Origin of the sequence: Streptomyces sp. RPA4-2 (assembly GCF_012273515.2) — a bacterium.
GTDB lineage: Bacteria > Actinomycetota > Actinomycetes > Streptomycetales > Streptomycetaceae > Streptomyces > Streptomyces kaempferi.
Genome location: NZ_CP050975.2, coordinates 9,673,039 through 9,689,351 on the forward strand (window position 1 = coordinate 9,673,039; position 16,313 = coordinate 9,689,351).

Here is a 16,313-nt window from a genome sequence, read left to right on the forward strand (position 1 = left end):
GATCATGGTTGAACGGTATGTAATGTCCATCGATCAGGGCACGAACTCCACCCGATGCATCCTGTTCGACCACCACGGGCGGTTGGTGTCGGTCGCCCAGCGCGAGCACCAGCAGCACTTCCCCCGCCCCGGATGGGTCGAGCACGACGCCGTCGAGATCTGGCGCAACCTGCGGCGCATCGTCCCGGAAGCCCTGTCCGACGAAGGTGTCGGCGCGGCGGAGGTGGCCGCCATCGGTCTCGCGAACCAGCGGGAGACGACGGTGGTCTGGGACCGGCGGACGGGCGTCCCGCTGGGCAGGGCCATCGTCTGGCAGGACACCCGTACGGCGCCGCTCGTCGAGGCCCTCAGAATCGACCCCGGAGACGATTTCTTCCTCGAGCGCTGCGGTCTGCCTCCCTCGACCTATTTCTCGGCGCTGCGGATCCGCTGGCTGTTCGACCATGTCAACGGGCTGGAACGGCGTGCCGAGGACGGTGAGGTGCTGTTCGGCACGATGGAGAGCTGGCTGATCTGGAACCTCACCGGAGGCGTGGACGGCGGCCTGCACATCACGGACGCGACGAACGCCAGCCGCACCATGCTGATGAACATCCGTACGCTGAAGTGGGACGACGAGCTTCTCGCGTTCTTCGGGGTTCCCCGCCCCATGCTTCCGGAGATCCGGTCCTCCGCGGAGAGTTACGGGGAGGCCCGCTCGCTCCTCCCGGGCGTCCGTATCACCGCCGCTCTCGGCGACCAGCAGGCCGCCCTGTTCGGCCAGACCTGTTTCTCCCCGGGCGAGGCGAAGTGCACCTACGGAACGGGCAGCTTCCTGCTGCTCAACACCGGTACGGACGTCGTCCGGTCGCGGCACGGACTCCTCACGACCGTCGCCTACAAGATCGGGAACGAGCCTCCGGTCTACGCGCTGGAGGGGTCGATCGCGGTCACCGGCTCACTGGTCCAGTGGTTCCGTGACCGCCTGGGACTGATCAACAGCGCGCCGGAGATCGAGACCCTCGCGCGCACGGTCGAGGACAACGGCGGCTGCTACATCGTTCCCGCCTTCTCCGGTCTGTTCGCACCCCGCTGGCGCAGCGACGCGCGCGGGGTCATCGTCGGTCTCACCTCGTACATCACCAGGGGACATCTGGCCCGGGCGGTCCTGGAGGCCACAGGCTGGCAGACCCGGGAGGTCGTCGACGCCATGAACGCCGATTCCTCGGTGGCCCTGAAGCAGCTCAAGGTCGACGGCGGGATGACCGCGGACAACCTGCTCATGCAGTTCGTGGCAGACGTACTCGATGTGCCCGTGGTGCGGCCCATGGTGGCCGAGACGGTCTCCCTGGGCGCCGCCTACGCCGCGGGCCTCGCCGCCGGCTACTGGCCGGACCTGGAGATCCTGCGCCGCAACTGGCACCGGGCCGGCCAGTGGCTGCCCGACATGGACCCCGCGCACCGTGACGCGGAGTACGACAACTGGCAGCGGGCCGTCGAGCGGTCGCTGGGGTGGATCAAACCACCGGGGTCCACTTGACGGGGGTGAGGCAGGCGATGCCGGCAGTCGGCACGGAACTCGCCGACTGCCGGCCCGCATCCTTCACTCCCTGACCCACGGACCGGTCGCGGTGCCGTGTGCCGGGGTCCCGGCTACGCGGACTTCGGCGCCGCCTGCTGCACGACGTCGAAGGACCACAGCGTGGATCCGGCGGCGGCGGGCTTGGGGCGCTCGCCGCCCTCGCCGGCACCCTGGTGGGCCGCCTTCATGGGACCCTCCATCCAGGCCTGGAAGGACTCCTCGTCACGCCAGCGGGTGTAGACGAGGTAGCTGTCGGTGCCTTCGACCGGGCGGAGGAGTTCGAACCACTCGAAACCGTCGGAGTTCTCCACGGCGTGGGCGCGGGAGGCGAAGCGCTTCTCCAGCGTCTCCCGCTGCTCGGCGGGGACGGTCAGTACGTTGATTTTTACTACGCTAGGCACATGACACCTCTCGTCTGACGGGGCCCCGACTGGACCCCTGATCTGGACCATGTGCGCGCAGTGTCCTACATCCGACGGTCAAGGAAGTGTGAGGACGGCTCCGCGTCGTCCCGGCTCGGGGAGGCCGGTCCGGTCAACTCGGCCGGTTCTCACTGCGGGACGGCACTGGGGAACCCGACCAGGACGCGAGGAAGTGGAGTGCCTCCTGGGAGTCGCTTCCGGCGGCCGCGGTCATGACCATGAGCTGCTGGTCCGGGTCGGTGGTGCAGCCGAGCATCTCCCAGTCGACGGTGAGGGCTCCGACGACGGGGTGGTTGAGTGTCTTGGTGCCGCAGGTCTTGTGCGCGACGTCGTGCGCGGCCCACCATTTCCGGAAGTCCGGGTCCTTGACCGAGAGCTCGCCGACCAGGGCGGCCAGTCGGGGATCGTCCGGATAGTGCGCGGCGTCCATTCTGAGGTATGCCACACAGGTGCGCGCCGTCGTCTCCCAGTCGGCGAAGAGGCGGCGCACGTCAGGGTCGACAAAAGCAAGACGCAGGTAGTTGCGTTCCTGTCGTGGCAGAGCGGCGAAATCCGTGATGAGGGCGGCGGCGAGTGAATTCCAGGCCAGAATGTCCATATGGCGTCCAAGGACCATGGCCGGGGCGTCGGTGAGCCGGTCCAGTACCCGCTGCAGCTGCGGACGGACCCGCTGGGCGGTCTGTCGCGGGGTCCGGCCCTTGCGCTTGGCGGCCAGCCCGCGCACGTAGGCGGTCTGGTCCTCGTCCAGCTGCAGGGCGCGCGCCAGTGCGGTCAGTACCGGTGCGGAGGCCTGGAACCTGCCCTGTTCCAGCCGGGTGTAGTAGTCGGCGCTGATCGCCGCCAGCTGGGCCACCTCCTCGCGGCGCAGCCCCGGCACCCGCCGCGGCGCTCCGGCGTCCGGGAGGCCCGCCCGGGTGGGGGTGAGCTCGGCGCGCCGGGCCTTGAGGAACTCACCGAGCTCGTTGCGCTGTGCGTCTGCGGTACCCATGAACCCAGTGTGGCAGGCGACGTGTTTTCTGTGAGGGGGAAGAATTCTACCCAGGAAGACGCATTCCCCGGAAAAGCATCACCCTTGTTCCTTCCCATGTGAAGTGTGAGTGTGGACGACGAAAAGCAGGAAGACCTGACGCCGGTATTACGCCATGCGTCGGAGAACAAGGAGAACGTCGGAATGCAGCCTATCGCTGTGACATTCAAGAGCAATGGCCTTTCCCTCGCCGGGAACCTTTTCCTCCCCGAGGACCACGTCGAGGGAGACCGGCGGCCCGCCGTGGTCACCTCGCATCCCTTCGGCGGGGTGAAGGAGCAGACGGCCGGTCTGTACGCGCGGAAGCTGGCCGCGGAGGGCTTCGTCGCGCTGGCCTTCGACACCGCCTACCAGGGCGACAGCGAGGGACAGCCGCGGGGTCTGGAGAACCCGTTCGCGCGCGCGGAGGACATCAGGAGCGCCGTGACCTACCTGAGCACGTGCGAGCAGGTCGACCCGGAGCGCATCGGCGCGCTGGGGATCTGTGCCTCCGGCGGATACGTTCCGTTCGCGGCGACGACCGACCACCGGATCAAGGCGGTGGCCACTGTCAGCGCCGCGGACATCGGCGCCCTCTTCCGCGAAGGGCTGGGCGGCGGGCAGGACCCGCAGGTGCTGGCCGACCTGCTCGAGGCCTCGGCCCGGGCCCGTACCGCCGAAGCCGCGAGCGGCGTCTTTCGGCACGACCCCGTGGTGCCCGAGACGCCTCAAGAGGCGGCGGGAGCGCCCACCTTGTACCGGGAGGGAACCGACTACTACCGCACTCCGCGCGCCCAGCACCCGAACTCGGCCAACCGTTACCTGTTCCGCAGCGTGGACCAGATCGCCCAGTACTCCTCCTTCGACCTCATCCGTCTCATCGCGCCGCGGCCGCTGCTGATGATCGCCGGAACCGAGGCGGACACCGCCTACTTCAGCCGTGAGGCCGTCGAGATGGCGGGGGAGCCGAAGGAGCTCTTCTGGGTCGAGGGCGCCACGCACATCGACCTGTACGACAAGGACGCGTACGTGCCGACCGCCGTGGCGAAGCTGACCGGCTTCTTCAAGGAGCACCTGGCGTCCGCCTGAGCCGGCGCGGCGGACGGCGGCGAACGGAGCTGTGTGGCGGGTCGGGCCCGGTCCTCTCCGGGGCTGGGCCCGACCCCCTTCCGCGTCCTTTCGGGCCGTGCGGCCGGGGACACGCGGAGATCACCGAGGGCATCCGCGGCCCTGAGAGGCCGCCGGCATCGGCCCGCGGCCGGCGCGGCGTCCGGCTCAGCGGCTCCCGGCCGGCTCGCCCGGCTGCCGGGCCGCTGCCTCGGCCGCCCGTGCGGCGATGTCGGCGGCCGCGCGTGCGGCGCGTCCGGTCACCTTCCAGGCGACCATGCGCAGGGCGGTGGCCGGGGCCGGGGGGAACACGCCGAGCTGCCCGAGCATGGTGATGTCGTCCCGTACCGCTTGATGTCCGACGACCCTGCCGTCCCGCAGGTCGAGTACATGGATCTGTTCGAAGTCGATCTCACGCCCGGTGGGAGGTATGGCCTGGTCCAGGGCGCCGTCGCGGAAACGGACGAACGGGCCGGTGTGCCGGCCCTGCATCCGCAGCCGTACCCAGACCTGCTCGTCGTTCCCGGCGATGCCGAGAACGGGGAAGCGCAGGTCGCTGAAGGCGGACCGCATCCATGCGCTCGAGGCGAGAACCCCCGCGGGTCCCGGGATCGAGCAGGCGGGGGGCGACACGGCCGCTTCGCGGTTGTGGAAGTCCTCGCCGACCACCTCGGCTGCCAGTGCCGGATCCCCGGTCTCGAGGATGCGGAAGAGCCCGTGGGCCAGGCCCGTGGTGTCCATGCCCATTGCGTCCGTACCTTTCACCGGCTCTCACCGGCTGTGCGATCTGTGTGGCGACGTCAGTCGGCCCGGGGCGGAGGCGGCGCGTGTTCCACGCCGGGTGTGCCCGCCGAGCGACTATTGAGGTTACAGGGCACCTAATGAATAGGGAAACGGTGTACTGACACTGACTAGGATGTCCGAATGCCCTCCAGACGCCCCTATGTCTCTCCGCTGCGGGAGCAGGCCGCCGCGCGGACGCGCGCGCTGATCCTGCAGCGCGCCGCCGAACTGTTCGCCGGACGTGGCTATGGGCGGGTGACCGTCGCGGACATCGCGGCGGCGGCCGGTGTCGCCGCGAAGACCGTCTTCGCGAGCGCCGGCAGCAAGAGCGACATCCTGGACCGGATCGTCGACCAGGGTGTGGCCGACTCCGGCTACGAACAGGCCATGCGACAGGTGCTCGCCCTGCGGACACCCGAGGAGGTGCTGAAGGCGCTGGCACGCGGCACGCGCCTGGGCAACGAGAAGCAGTTCACGGTGCACGAGGCGATCCGCAAGGCGCTGCCCGTCCACGAGAACGGCGAGGCGCTGTGGGAGCGCGCCACCGCGGACTACCGGCTCGCGCTGCGCGCCGCCGCCCGCCACCTGCACACCCTGAACCCGCCGCCTCCCGGCCCGGTGGACGAGACGACCGACCTCCTGTGGTTCTGGTTCGGCCCCACCGGCTGGCGCACGCTGGTGGTCGAGAACGGCTGGCCCTGGGACCGGGCCGAGGAAGCGCTCGGCCGCACCGCGATCGCCACCCTCTGCCCGGACCGCTGCCCGGACTGAGTGGCCGTTGTTTCTGCCGGCTTCGGTGCGCGGTCGGGGCGCCCACCCGGACGACTGCGCCGAGGGGCGGCCCACCCATAGGGGCACCGGTCAGGACGCAGGGTGTGGTCCCGCCGCGGCCGTCAGGTTCGGTTGGAGCCGGCGGGCGACATCGAGGTGGTCGGCGGTCCAGATGATGCGCACGGCCGTGGCGGTCGACCGGCCCCGCTCGTCGGTCAGGTCGCGGTGCAGGGACTCGACGAGCCGTCCCTCGGCCGTGGGATTGCGGGGCAGCGGTTCCGGAACGGGAGCGGCCCGGTCCAGGGCGGCGGCCAGATCCCTGTACCAGCCGGTCACATGGCCGGCGGCGCCCAGGATCACGAGACGTGCCTCCGCCCGGTCGGTACCGGCGTCCTCCTCTCCGGCGCGCTGCCAGAGTTCGAGGACGGCGTCCCCGGCCAGACGCAGTCCGACGATGCCGGTGACCAGCGTGGTCATGTCGGCGAGAGGTACCGGTTTGGCGCCGCGTTCGGCGAGGTAGCTGCGGAAGGCGTCGTCGAGCCGCCGTGCGGCGGCGGCCGCCGCACGGCCTTCCTCGAGGGGAGGACCGGCCGCGGGCGCGGGACCGGACCCGCACCGGCCCATCGCGTACGCCACCGTTCCGGCCAGATATCGGGCGCTGTCCGTGTACGCCTCGGCGAGGGCGCGGTCGACGGCGGCCGTGGCGCCGCGTGGCCAGAGGAACAGAGCCATCAGCACGCTCACGGCGCAGCCGATGGCGACGTCCTGGATCCGCAGCAGGACGATGTGCCAGTCGGGGTTCTGGCCGATGTTGAACAGGATGACGACGGTGACGGTGAAGGCGGCCTGACCCGCCGCGAAGGAGATGGCGGCGGGGGCGATGCCCGCGATGAGCACGGCGAGCGGCAACAGGATCCACAGCGCGGTGCTGTGGGCGCCGATGAGCTGCAGCAACCCGGCTCCGATGACCGAACCCGCGAGGGTGCCCAGCACGGCGCGCATCGCGTTCTGACCGGTGTTCAGGGCGTTCGAGCGCAGCACCGACAGGGTTCCCAGCAGGACCCAGAACGAGTGCTGGAGGCTGGTCACGTGGGTGAGGGAGACCGCGATGCCGAGGCCGAGCGCGCCGCGGAGGCTGTTGTGCAGCCAGACGGACTGCGGCCGAAGGTGCGTAGCGGCCCGGTCGCGCGCCGAGACCAGTGGTTCGGTGAGGGTGCCGGGTTCGCGTCCGAGCAGGCGTTCGTGCCAGCTGCGCCGCTCGGCGGACGCGGCGAGGTCCACGTTGCCCGCGATCTGCAGCGTCGCGAACCCCAGCTCCTGCGCGCGGAACGACAGGTCCAGCATGCCGATCACCGGATGCACCCGGGACGGCGTCGCCGTTCCCGCGTGGTGTCCGCCCAGCCTGCCGGTGGCGTCGCGCTCCATGACGGCCATGGCCGTACCCAGGTCGTCCGAGGCGGCGCGCAGTGCGTCCCGGGGGGCCATCGGGTCGTCGAGGAGTCCGGCCGCCTCGTCCAGGACACCAGCGGCGGCCCGTCGCACCGCGTGGGCGTCGGGGTCGCATGCCGGGCGTTCGTCGAGAGGGGGCGCGCTGTCGGCGAGGATGTCGCAGAGCCAGGTCAGTTCGTCGACCAGACGGACGATGGCGCGTGAGCTGGTGGACAGACCGGTGGGCCGATAGGGCGTGGTGTCGAAGACGCCGCGCAGCTCGGCGGCGGCGTCGGCGGCCCGGTGGGCGGTGACGCGGCACCGGCCCACGTCCGGCGTGCCGGGGCCGCCGGCCAGCCAGGACGCGTCGGCCCGCAGCTGCTCCGCGGCGGCGCGGCAGACCCGTGCCGCGGGCGCGCTGAGCGGGTCCGCGGTGGGCCGGGGCCACAACAGGGAGACGGCGAACATCGCCGCGGCCGTCGCAAGCCCCGCGCCGGCGAGCCGGTCGGGGAGCTGGGACAGCGGAGCGGGTGAGGTCACCGGCAGGATGAAGGCCAGCAGCAGCGCGGTGGACGCACCCGCGAGGACGGAGCTGATGGCCCCCGCGAAGAGCACCAGGAAACCGATCACGACCATGACGGTGACCGCGAGCCAGATCCGGTGGGCGACGAGCGTGCCCAGACAGATGAGGACGGCCCAGGCCATCGCGAGCCCCGCGTGCGCCTGCAGCCGCTGCACCGTGGGCCCGGTGAAGTCCACGAGCAGGAGCATCGAGAACGAACCGAACGCCGCGTACGTCGCCGTCGTGGGCGAGCCGATCACCTGGCCGCACAGGGCGAAGAGGGCGGGCATCACGATCGCGGTCCGTACGGCGCGGCGGGTGGCCGCCAGCTCGGGATCGTGGGCCCGCAGCCAGGACAGGGTGCGCCCGAGGGTGACACGGCCCGGTGTTCGCACGCGCCGCACCTCCCGTCGCCGAGGCGGTCCGCCCCAGCAAGTCTGACGGCTGTCCCGGGCGGAACGCCATGCGAACGCGGATGCCGACACGGATGCGGATGTCGACGTGGATGCGGATGCCGAGGTGGACGCGGATGCCGAGGTGGACGCGAACACGGCCGTGGCGCGTCGCGCGGGCCGTGCCGTGTACATGTGCGGTGCCCCGCCGCGACGGGACCCCCGGCAGCGACGCCGCTCGGCTCCTCGCCGGCCGGCGTGCCCGACGAGCCGCGTCAGTCGGTGCGGGCGCCGCCGAGGCGTTCCAGGAGCAGTCCCTCCCGGGTGGACCAGGGACAGATGGTGACGCTGTCGACGCCACAGGTCTCCATGAGGGCCTCGGCGATCAGGGCCCCGGCCAGCGACTGCTCGGCGCGGTGCGGGGAGATGCCGGGCAGCCTGCCGCGCCGTTTCGGGGTCGAGGAGGCCAGCAGCGGAACCGTCGTCCGCAGCGCGGGCAATGTCAGGCGTTGCGGCGTGCGGGGCGGCCGGCTCTTCCCGGCGGCGGCGAGCCGGGACAACTGGGTGAAGGTCTTGGAACACGCCAGGACCTGTCCGCCCGGCTCCGCCTGGGGCAGGTCGGGGAGCGAGCTCAGGGAATGCCGCAGATGCCGACGCAGCTCGGCCAGTCGGCGCTTGGAGGGGGCGGTGCCGCCGGGAAGCCATTCACGGGTGACGGTGCGGGCTCCCAGTGGCAGCGACAACACGGTGCTGGGCTGGTCCGCGGTACCGGAGGCGATCTCCAGGGTGCCGCCACCGATGTCCAGGACGAGCAGGGGGCCGCCGGTGGGCTCCGCCCATCTTCGGGCGGCCGCGTACGCCAGCCGCGCCTCCTCCTCACCCGGGAGCACCCGCAACCGGATGCCGGTGGCGTGTGCCACCCGGTCGATGACCTCGTCGCGGTTCGGCGCGTCCCGGATGACGGACGTGGCGAACGCGAACACCTCGGGCAGCCGCAGTCGCGGGTCCGCCGAGGCGGCCTCCGTCACCGCCCGCTGCACGCTCCTGACGCCCGACTCGCGCAGCCGTCCGTCCGGTCCCAGGCTCTGGTGCAGCCGCAGTCGCACCTTCCGGGAGAGGACAGGTTCCAGCGTCCCGCCCTTCGGCTTCCGCACCACCGTCAGCAGCGCGCTGTGGCACCCCACGTCGAGGACCCCTGCCTGCCGCATACGCCTGCCTTCCCGCATCATGAGCTCTCCCCCCGGGGCCGGACCGCTTCCCGGCGGCCGTGACCGGGCCGGACAGCGGAGGGCGGCGCCACGCGGATGCGTGTGCCACCTGCCCATCTTGTCACTGTTGCTGTTTTCCATGATCGGGCAGACCTCCTCGGACCCTCGTTCGTACCCCCGGACCCGGCCGGAGCGGGAGGGCCACCGGCCCGGTGAGGAGGCGGTGCCGTGCCGGACGCCGGCCGTGGAGGGCCCTCGGGGCGTACGTCGTCGAGCATGGATTTGGTGGCGGACGCGCATACGTCGGCCCCGGGTTCACCGGCAGGACGGCCGTCGACGTGACGACGGTCGACGAGGGGCGCGCGTGTGGAGGCGCGTCCCCTGCCGGAGACCGTAACTGCACCGGGCACAACTCCGCCCGGTCGTGCCGTACTTACTGGTAATGCCCCTAACCTCGATCTTTCTTGAGGGTCCGCCGACGGAGTCGGCGGACCCTTTTGCTTTCCGGAGCTGATGCCGGGCAGGCCGGTGGCCCGGCTGTCGCGTCGGGTGGGCGCCGGGTTCCACTGCCCGGGCGGGTGATGCTGCCGCAGGGACGATGGGTTGCCAGTCAGCCGGGGTCAGGCAGGAGCGCGAGCCGTTCAAGGGCGGCGGTGATCTCGCCGGTCCAGGGCCAGTGCCGGGCGAGGCGGAGAATCCTGCGCCGACCGGTGGTGACGAGCTGGCCGGCTGCGGAGAACAGGCGGAACCGCAATCGACGCGGTTCCCAGAGCCTCGCCCGGCCGGTCAGCGCGAGCATGGGCATCCAGGCCAGCAGGTCGAGCGCGATCTGGACGATCTCCATCCAGACCCGGTTCTGGGCGGTGTCGTGCAGGGGCAGGTTGCGCAGGCCGGTGGCCCGGGCGGCCCGGATCCGGTCCTCGGCCCGTGCCCGGAGCCGGTGACGCAGCTCGAGCTCGGCGATCGGCTTGAAGCCGGTGGTGTTGGTCGCGAAGCACGTGATCCGCATGCCGTCCGCGTCCGTGATCCTCAACTGGGCGCCGGGATGGGGCCGTTCCTTGCGGACGATGAGCCGCATGCCCTTGGGCCAGTCGTCCAGGAGCTTGCCGGTGAGCTCGGCGACCCAGGCCCCGTCCCGGGCCTCACCGTCGGCCTCGACGGCCGGGGTCCAGGCCGAGGCGGGGACCTTCAGCACGTGTTCGTGGATCGCTTCGGTGACCGTCATGCCGACCGAGTAGGACAGCCATCGGCCCGCTTCGCGAGCCAGGACACGAAGTCGTGGGTGCCGGCGGGAGTCCGTGCGGATCAGCGTCTGCCGTCCTCGCCGGTAGTGCTTGGGCAGTTGGGCCAGGGCGAGTTGGGCGGTGGTGATGTGGTCGGCGGCGGTGTTGGAGCCCGCGTTTCCCGGTCGGAGGAGGGCGGCGACGGGTTCACCGGTTCCGCCCGGTCCGTGGTCGACGAAAGCCGTCAGCGGGTGATGGCCGTAGGTCTTCTTCCAGGTCGCGGCCGCGTCCTGCTTGTCGGAGTGGGCGATCACGAGGACGCCATCGAGGTCGACAGTGACCTGGCAGTCGGCGTCCGGGGCGTTCTCGCCGGCCAACGACCAGGCACGATGACGGACTTCGGAGCGTGCGGACCGGACGGCCTGCAGGGCTTTGTCGCCGGATGCGGCGAGGGTGTCGATCAGGCGGGAGACGGTCGGGTCGGAGGCGACCGGGCCGAAGACGGCCGGCTCACACCGCAGCATGGCGACGTCCGCGAGGCAGTCCCCGCCCAGTGCGACCGCCAGGGCGACGTCCAGGAGGATCTTGCCGGGATCGTGGACGGCCCGCGGTTTGCGCCACGGAGCCAGAGCTGCGGATATCGCCTGGTCAAGGCCCGTCTTGCGGACCGTCTCCAGCAGCAGGACCGCACCGGCCTGCGAGAGCACCTGCCGACCGTCTGCCTGGACACGGACACGTGGGTACGACGAGATAGGCTCTCTCACCTGGAAAGTGCTCTTTTCCTTGCAGCCAACAGGACCCTCAGCAAGTCCCATCGTTGCAGGTCAAGGGCACTTTCCGTGTTTCTGATCAACTCTTGGACAGCCCACCTCGTGAAAGCCCGAGGCTAACGCGACGTCGGAATGCCGCCGGACACCTCGTGGTCCGCGGGGGAGCATCGACAAGTCCAGCAAGGCGAAAGAGAGTTGAGCGAAGACATGACTGCGATGCTTGGCGGCAAGGTGGCCATCGTGACGGGCGGGAGCCGGGGTATCGGTGAGGCTGTGGCGCTCAGGCTGGCCGAGGACGGGGCCGATGTCGCACTGACCTACCGGGACAGCGCGGACCGTGCGGCGGAGGTGGCCGGTCGGATCAGGGCCATGGGCCGCCGGGCCTGGGCCGTCCGGGCCGACAGTGCGGACCCGACAGCGGTGCGCGAGGCGGTGGACCGGGTCGCCGCGGAGTCCGGACGGCTCGACATCGTGGTCAACAACGCGGGGATCGGAGTGCTGGGAGCCGTCGAGGACCTGTCGCTGGAGGACATCGACCGGGTCCTGCACATCAACGTGCGGGCGCCGTTCGTCGTGTCCCAGGCGGCGGTCCGGTACATGGTCGGGGGCGGGCGGATCATCAACATCGGCAGTTGCATGGCCGAGCGGGTCGCCTTCCCCGGCGGATCCCTGTACGCGACCAGCAAGACCGCGTTGACCGGCCTCACCAGATCACTGGCCCGCGAGCTGGGTCCGCGGGGTATCACCGCCAACCTGGTCCACCCCGGCCCGACGGAGACGGACATGAACCCCTCCGGCGGTCCGGGCGCCGACATGCAGCGGGATCTCACCGCGCTCGGCCACTACGGGCAGCCGTCGGACGTCGCGGCGACCGTGGCCCATCTCGCGGGTGACGCGGGCCGGTACGTCACCGGTGCCACCATCGCCGTGGACGGTGGATTCGCGGCCTGAGTCCCAGGTGGCCGGTGGCACGGGTGCCTGCCGGCCACCTGCGGGGAAGCCGCCGGGGCGAAGGTCATACCAGGGGGTGCGCCGAGGCGAACGATCCGTTGTGGTGCACGAGCGCCGTGGTCTGCGCGGCGGTCGCGCCCGAGTCGACCTCGCCGACGACCAGCAGATGGTCGCCGACGGTCTGACGGAGTGTGATCCGGGCGGAGAGCCAGGCGGTGACACCGTCGAGCACGGGCAGACCGTCCGTCTGGGCCCGCCAGGGGACACCGGCGAAACGGTCGACGCCACTGCGGGCGAAACGACTCGCCAGACCGGCGTTGCCCGTGCCGAGCACATGGACCGCGAACCGGTCCGCGCGGCGGGCGGCGGGGGCGCTGGAGGCTTCGACGCCGACGCAGAACGACACCAGGGCCGGGCGCAGTGAGACCGAGGTGAACGAGGTTGCGGTGAAGCCGACGGGGCCGGGGAAGGTGATCACCGTGACCCCGGCCGCGTGCCGGCGCAGGGTGTCGCGGAGAAGGTCCGCGCCGTCGGGAGCCACCGGCGGCGGTGGCGCGTCGCGGTGCAGAGGGGTGGTCATGCCGTTTCCTTTCGGCGGGTCGGGGTGACGGATCCGGTCCGCCCGGCGGGGTGGCCGGGCCGCGCCGTCGGGCGCGGGGCCGCGGTACCGGGCCGCCGGTGGCGGTCACTGACGGAGCCGGCCGTCACCACGCGCTCGACTCCACCGCGACGACGGGCACCAGCGTGTTGCGGACCGTTTCCAGGAACGTGACGACCTCGGCCGCCACCGAGCGGTGCTGCAGGTCGTTGAGGACGTCGTGGTGGGCGTCCCGGACCACCGTCAGGCGGGCGCGCGGCAGGGACTTCGCGGTGCGGGTGAGAGCGTCCCGGTCCGCGAGCGGATCGGCGTCGCCGACGAGGATCAGCGTGGGGACGGCGATGTCGCCGTGGTGGGCCGCGTCGAGCAGCGCATCCGGCACCGGGATGCCGAGCGAGCCCCGCCGCGTCCCGGAGTCGTCGGTGAGGACTCCTCGGTGGGCCGGGCAGAAGGTACGGACGTCGAGTTCGGTGTCCCACGATCCCTCCGCGCCTCCTGCGGCGCCGGTGTCCACTGGGCCGCCGGTGTCGGTGCCACGCCCCGGCAGACCCGCGAGAACGACGGCCTCCGCCAGTCGGACGACAGGCGACTCCTCCGCACCGAGGAGCGCGGCGAGGACGGCGGCGCCGGTGTCGGCCCCGACGAGGACGACAGGACGGACCACCCCGTCCTCGGCCGCGGCCCCCTCGACGGCCGCGGCGAGCTCGGCGCCGAAGCGCCCCAGCGAGCCGGTCAGGTCGTCGGCGTCGATCCGCGGGGCGTCGACGACGCGGACGCGGTAGGCGTCGGCCGCGAGCCGCCTGCCGAACCGGGCATACGCGGCCCGGCCCTCTCCCCGGCCGGGCACCACGACGATCGTGCCGCGGGTCCGGAGGCCTTCGGGGCCGTAGTGGTCGGTGTACTGGGTCATCTCACGCTCCTGCGAGGTCGGGCACGGTCGCGGGCTTCCAGCCCAGGGCGGGCGCCACTTCGGTCGCGATCAGCTCAAGGGCACGGATCGCGGCGTCGTGGTCGGGGACTGCGGGGTTGAACTGGGTGATCAGGTCGGTCGCGACCGGCAGCACCCTCTCCTCGCGGAGCGCGGCGGTGATCTCATCGGGATGGCCGTAGAAGGAGTGGAAGCGACGCAGCGCCTCGTCCACGCTCAGGCCCTTGGGGAAGGCGCCGCCCTCCGCGTGGCGAAGGGCCGCCCGGTGGACGTCGTCGCCGATCTGCTGAAGCGCCGTGCGTCTGTCCTTCGCGGGGAACACGAACCGGGACAGCCCGATCCGTGGCCGGCGCGGCCGGTCCCAGGCGTCGAGGAACGCGTCCGCCCAGGGGCGCTGCACCTCGTCGGTGGGGGCGTCGAAGCCGTACGCCGCACGGTTGAGCAGGAGGTTCGAGCCGCCCGCGGCGGCGTGCCGTGCGCCGGGGCCGCTGAAGACCCCCTGCCAGATCCGGTCCGTGAAGTCGCCGGGCGCCGGCTGGATGCGGAAACCGGGTGTGCGCACCTCCTCGTCGGACAGTGCCCGGCGCAGCTCGCTCAGCTTCTCGCTGGTCAACTCGCGCTTGCGGGCGACGTCCTGGCCGAACGCGGCGTACTCCGTGTCGCTGTAGCCGCTGCCCACGCCGATCTCGACCCGCCCGCCGCTGAGCGTGTCGACGACGGCGACGTCCTCGGCGAGCCGGACCGGGTCCTCCAGCGGCAAAACGGTGATGGCGGTGCCGAGCCGGATCCGGGTGGTCCTCGCGGCGGCGTGCGCGAGGAACGTCCACGGAGAGGAGAGGCCGCCACCACCGGCCTGAACATGGTGCTGGGCCACCCAGCCGGTGTCGAAGCCGAGTTCGTCGGCGACGACGAAGAGTTCCTGCGCGTTCCGGTACGTCCGGGCCAGGTCGTCGCCGCGGCCCTGGACATGGGTGAGGAAGCCGAGCCGGAACCGCGGTGTCAGGGAGGTCATGGAGTGTTCGCCTTTCAGGGATCGGATCGTGTCGTGCCCCGTCTCGGGGCAGAGGGATCGATGCCGGGGTGACCGGGCCCGCTCACCGGCCGGCCGTGCCCGCCGCGACGAGACCCGTCGTCGGGGCCCCGTCGCGGGCGCCGCCCCGTACGCGGACGAGGACCGCGCCCGCACCGACGACGGGAAGCTCCGTAGCGCGCCTCGCCGACGGTCGGGACATGATCCTGTCCTCAGCCGTTCACGAGCTGGGGCTCGCGGGTGTGCCGGTTGGCCGGGACCGGCAGGCCGAGGTTGCCGCGCAGGGTGTCGGCCTCGTACTCGGTGCGGAACAGGCCCCGCTTCTGCAGGATCGGCACGACACCGTCGACGAAGAGCTCCAGGTCCTCGTTGTTGCGGAAGGCGAGGTTGATGCCGTCGAAGGTACCCGCGGCGAACCACCGCTCGATGGTGTCGGCGACGGTCGTCGGCGCCCCGACGAACGGTGAGCGGCGGAACTCGCTGACCGACTCAGCCACTTGACGCAAAGTCAGGTTCTCGGCCTTGGCCCGCTCGATGAGCTTGGCGGCACCGGTACGGCCGCCCTTCTCGGCGAGGTGCGCGACGTCGGGGAACGGCGCGTCGAGGTCGTGCCCGCTGAAGTCGTAGGCGCCGAAGGAACGGCCGAGGAGCGCGAGGTTGCGGCCGAAGTCGTTGTCCTCCTCGAAGATCTCCTGCTCGCGCCGCCTGGCCGCCTCGTCGGTGACGGCGACGACCGGGCCGCCGTGGATGAATATCTTGATGTGCTCGGGGTCGCGGCCGTACGACGCGGTGCGCGACTTGATGTCCGCGTAGTACTCCTGCGCCTGCTGCAGGCTGCCGCCCGGCGCGTAGATGCCCTCGGCGACCCGCGCCGCGAGGTCGCGCCCTTCCTCGGAGACCCCCGCCTGGAAGATCACCGGCTGGCCCTGCGGAGAGCGGGAGAGGTTGAGCGGGCCGGCGATCCTGAAGTGTTCGCCCTCGTGGTCGAGCGCGTGCAGCTTGGCCGGGTCGAGGAAGACGTCGCGCTCCACGTCGGCCGGGAACGCGTCGTCCTCGTAGGAGTCCCACAGGCCCCGGGCGACCTGGACGAACTCCAGCGCGCGGCCGTAGCGGGTGGAGTAGTCGAGATGCTCGTCGAGCCCGAAGTTCCTGGACGTTCCGGTGTCGAAACTGGTGACGACGTTCCAGCCGGCGCGACCGCCGCTGATGTGGTCGAGGGAGGCGAACCGGCGGGCGAGGTTGAAGGGCGAGTTGTACGTCGAGCTGGCCGTGCCCACCAGGCCGATGTGCCGGGTGTGGGTGGCGACCGCCGACAGCAGCGTGAGCGGCTCCAGCCGGTTCAGGTAGTGCGCCGGGTAGGTGGAGTTGATGAACTGGCTGTCGACGATGAACAGGGCGTCGAAGAGGGCGTGTTCGGCCGCCTTGGCCTGCGCGATGTAGTAGTTGATGTCGATGCTCGCGTTCTTCGCGACGCGCGGGTCCTTCCACAGACCATGCTGGCCGGGGCCGCCGACACCGTAGGGGTGCAGCGCGAGGTGAAGGGTGCGGGACATGAGTGTTCCTTTCCATGCTT

At 71.4% G+C, this 16,313-nt stretch carries 15 protein-coding genes; 4 read left to right on the top strand and 11 right to left on the bottom strand.

The window, feature by feature from the left end:
- The first annotated feature begins 4 nt into the window (after nt 1–4).
- Nucleotides 5–1,519 (top strand): glycerol kinase GlpK, encoded by a 1,515-nt coding sequence (gene glpK, locus HEP85_RS42740; RefSeq protein WP_168532859.1) that lies wholly within the window; start codon nt 5–7, stop codon nt 1,517–1,519.
- A 113-nt stretch (nt 1,520–1,632) separates the two neighbouring features.
- Here the strand turns inward: glpK and HEP85_RS42745 are convergent, their stop codons facing one another.
- Both HEP85_RS42745 and HEP85_RS42750 read right to left on the bottom strand, forming a co-directional pair.
- The gene (locus HEP85_RS42745) at nt 1,633–1,962 is read right to left on the bottom strand and encodes an antibiotic biosynthesis monooxygenase (protein WP_248002399.1); all 330 of its coding nucleotides are present in this window, start codon (nt 1,960–1,962) and stop codon (nt 1,633–1,635) included.
- A 133-nt stretch (nt 1,963–2,095) separates the two neighbouring features.
- Nucleotides 2,096–2,971, bottom strand: coding sequence for a helix-turn-helix domain-containing protein (locus HEP85_RS42750; RefSeq protein WP_168532863.1), 876 nt, complete (start codon nt 2,969–2,971; stop codon nt 2,096–2,098).
- A gap of 183 nt (nt 2,972–3,154) precedes the next feature.
- Here HEP85_RS42750 and HEP85_RS42755 point away from each other — a divergent pair, with 183 nt between their 5' ends.
- Nucleotides 3,155–4,078 carry an alpha/beta hydrolase gene (locus HEP85_RS42755; protein WP_168532865.1) on the top strand — a complete coding sequence of 308 codons (924 nt, stop codon included), beginning with the start codon at nt 3,155–3,157 and terminating at the stop codon, nt 4,076–4,078.
- A gap of 186 nt (nt 4,079–4,264) precedes the next feature.
- On the opposite strand, the gene HEP85_RS42760 is transcribed toward HEP85_RS42755, so the two are convergent.
- Nucleotides 4,265–4,843 carry an ester cyclase gene (locus tag HEP85_RS42760; protein ID WP_369658085.1) on the bottom strand — a complete coding sequence of 193 codons (579 nt, stop codon included), beginning with the start codon at nt 4,841–4,843 and terminating at the stop codon, nt 4,265–4,267.
- A 177-nt stretch (nt 4,844–5,020) separates the two neighbouring features.
- Between HEP85_RS42760 and HEP85_RS42765 the strand changes: the two genes are divergently transcribed.
- Nucleotides 5,021–5,650, top strand: a complete 630-nt coding sequence (locus HEP85_RS42765; protein ID WP_168532869.1) for a TetR/AcrR family transcriptional regulator — start codon at nt 5,021–5,023, stop codon at nt 5,648–5,650.
- 90 nt (nt 5,651–5,740) lie between these two features.
- Here the strand turns inward: HEP85_RS42765 and HEP85_RS42770 are convergent, their stop codons facing one another.
- From HEP85_RS42770 to HEP85_RS42780, 3 genes are all read right to left on the bottom strand, one after another.
- Nucleotides 5,741–8,035 (bottom strand): FUSC family protein, encoded by a 2,295-nt coding sequence (locus HEP85_RS42770; protein ID WP_369658086.1) that lies wholly within the window; start codon nt 8,033–8,035, stop codon nt 5,741–5,743.
- A gap of 272 nt (nt 8,036–8,307) precedes the next feature.
- Nucleotides 8,308–9,240, bottom strand: coding sequence for a hypothetical protein (locus HEP85_RS42775; protein WP_168532871.1), 933 nt, complete (start codon nt 9,238–9,240; stop codon nt 8,308–8,310).
- A 610-nt stretch (nt 9,241–9,850) separates the two neighbouring features.
- Complete coding sequence (locus HEP85_RS42780) at nt 9,851–11,227, bottom strand: IS1380 family transposase (RefSeq protein WP_369658087.1); 1,377 nt, start codon at nt 11,225–11,227, stop codon at nt 9,851–9,853.
- 213 nt (nt 11,228–11,440) lie between these two features.
- Here HEP85_RS42780 and HEP85_RS42785 point away from each other — a divergent pair, with 213 nt between their 5' ends.
- Nucleotides 11,441–12,184: an SDR family NAD(P)-dependent oxidoreductase gene (locus tag HEP85_RS42785; RefSeq protein ID WP_168532873.1), complete on the top strand. Its 744-nt coding sequence runs from the start codon at nt 11,441–11,443 to the stop codon at nt 12,182–12,184.
- A gap of 64 nt (nt 12,185–12,248) precedes the next feature.
- Here the strand turns inward: HEP85_RS42785 and HEP85_RS42790 are convergent, their stop codons facing one another.
- The 5 genes from HEP85_RS42790 to HEP85_RS42810 all read right to left on the bottom strand — a co-directional run bounded on the left by HEP85_RS42790 (nt 12,249) and on the right by HEP85_RS42810 (nt 16,293).
- A complete protein-coding gene (locus HEP85_RS42790; RefSeq protein ID WP_168532875.1) occupies nt 12,249–12,764 on the bottom strand; it encodes a flavin reductase family protein in 516 nt (171 codons plus the stop codon).
- 124 nt (nt 12,765–12,888) lie between these two features.
- A complete protein-coding gene (locus HEP85_RS42795; protein WP_168532877.1) occupies nt 12,889–13,692 on the bottom strand; it encodes an alpha/beta hydrolase in 804 nt (267 codons plus the stop codon).
- A 1-nt stretch (nt 13,693) separates the two neighbouring features.
- The gene (locus tag HEP85_RS42800) at nt 13,694–14,722 is read right to left on the bottom strand and encodes an LLM class flavin-dependent oxidoreductase (protein ID WP_168532879.1); all 1,029 of its coding nucleotides are present in this window, start codon (nt 14,720–14,722) and stop codon (nt 13,694–13,696) included.
- A gap of 82 nt (nt 14,723–14,804) precedes the next feature.
- Nucleotides 14,805–14,942 carry a hypothetical protein gene (locus tag HEP85_RS42805; RefSeq protein ID WP_168532881.1) on the bottom strand — a complete coding sequence of 46 codons (138 nt, stop codon included), beginning with the start codon at nt 14,940–14,942 and terminating at the stop codon, nt 14,805–14,807.
- Between the two features lie 10 nt (nt 14,943–14,952).
- Complete coding sequence (locus HEP85_RS42810; RefSeq protein WP_168532883.1) at nt 14,953–16,293, bottom strand: LLM class flavin-dependent oxidoreductase; 1,341 nt, start codon at nt 16,291–16,293, stop codon at nt 14,953–14,955.
- Between the last annotated feature and the right edge of the window lie 20 nt (nt 16,294–16,313).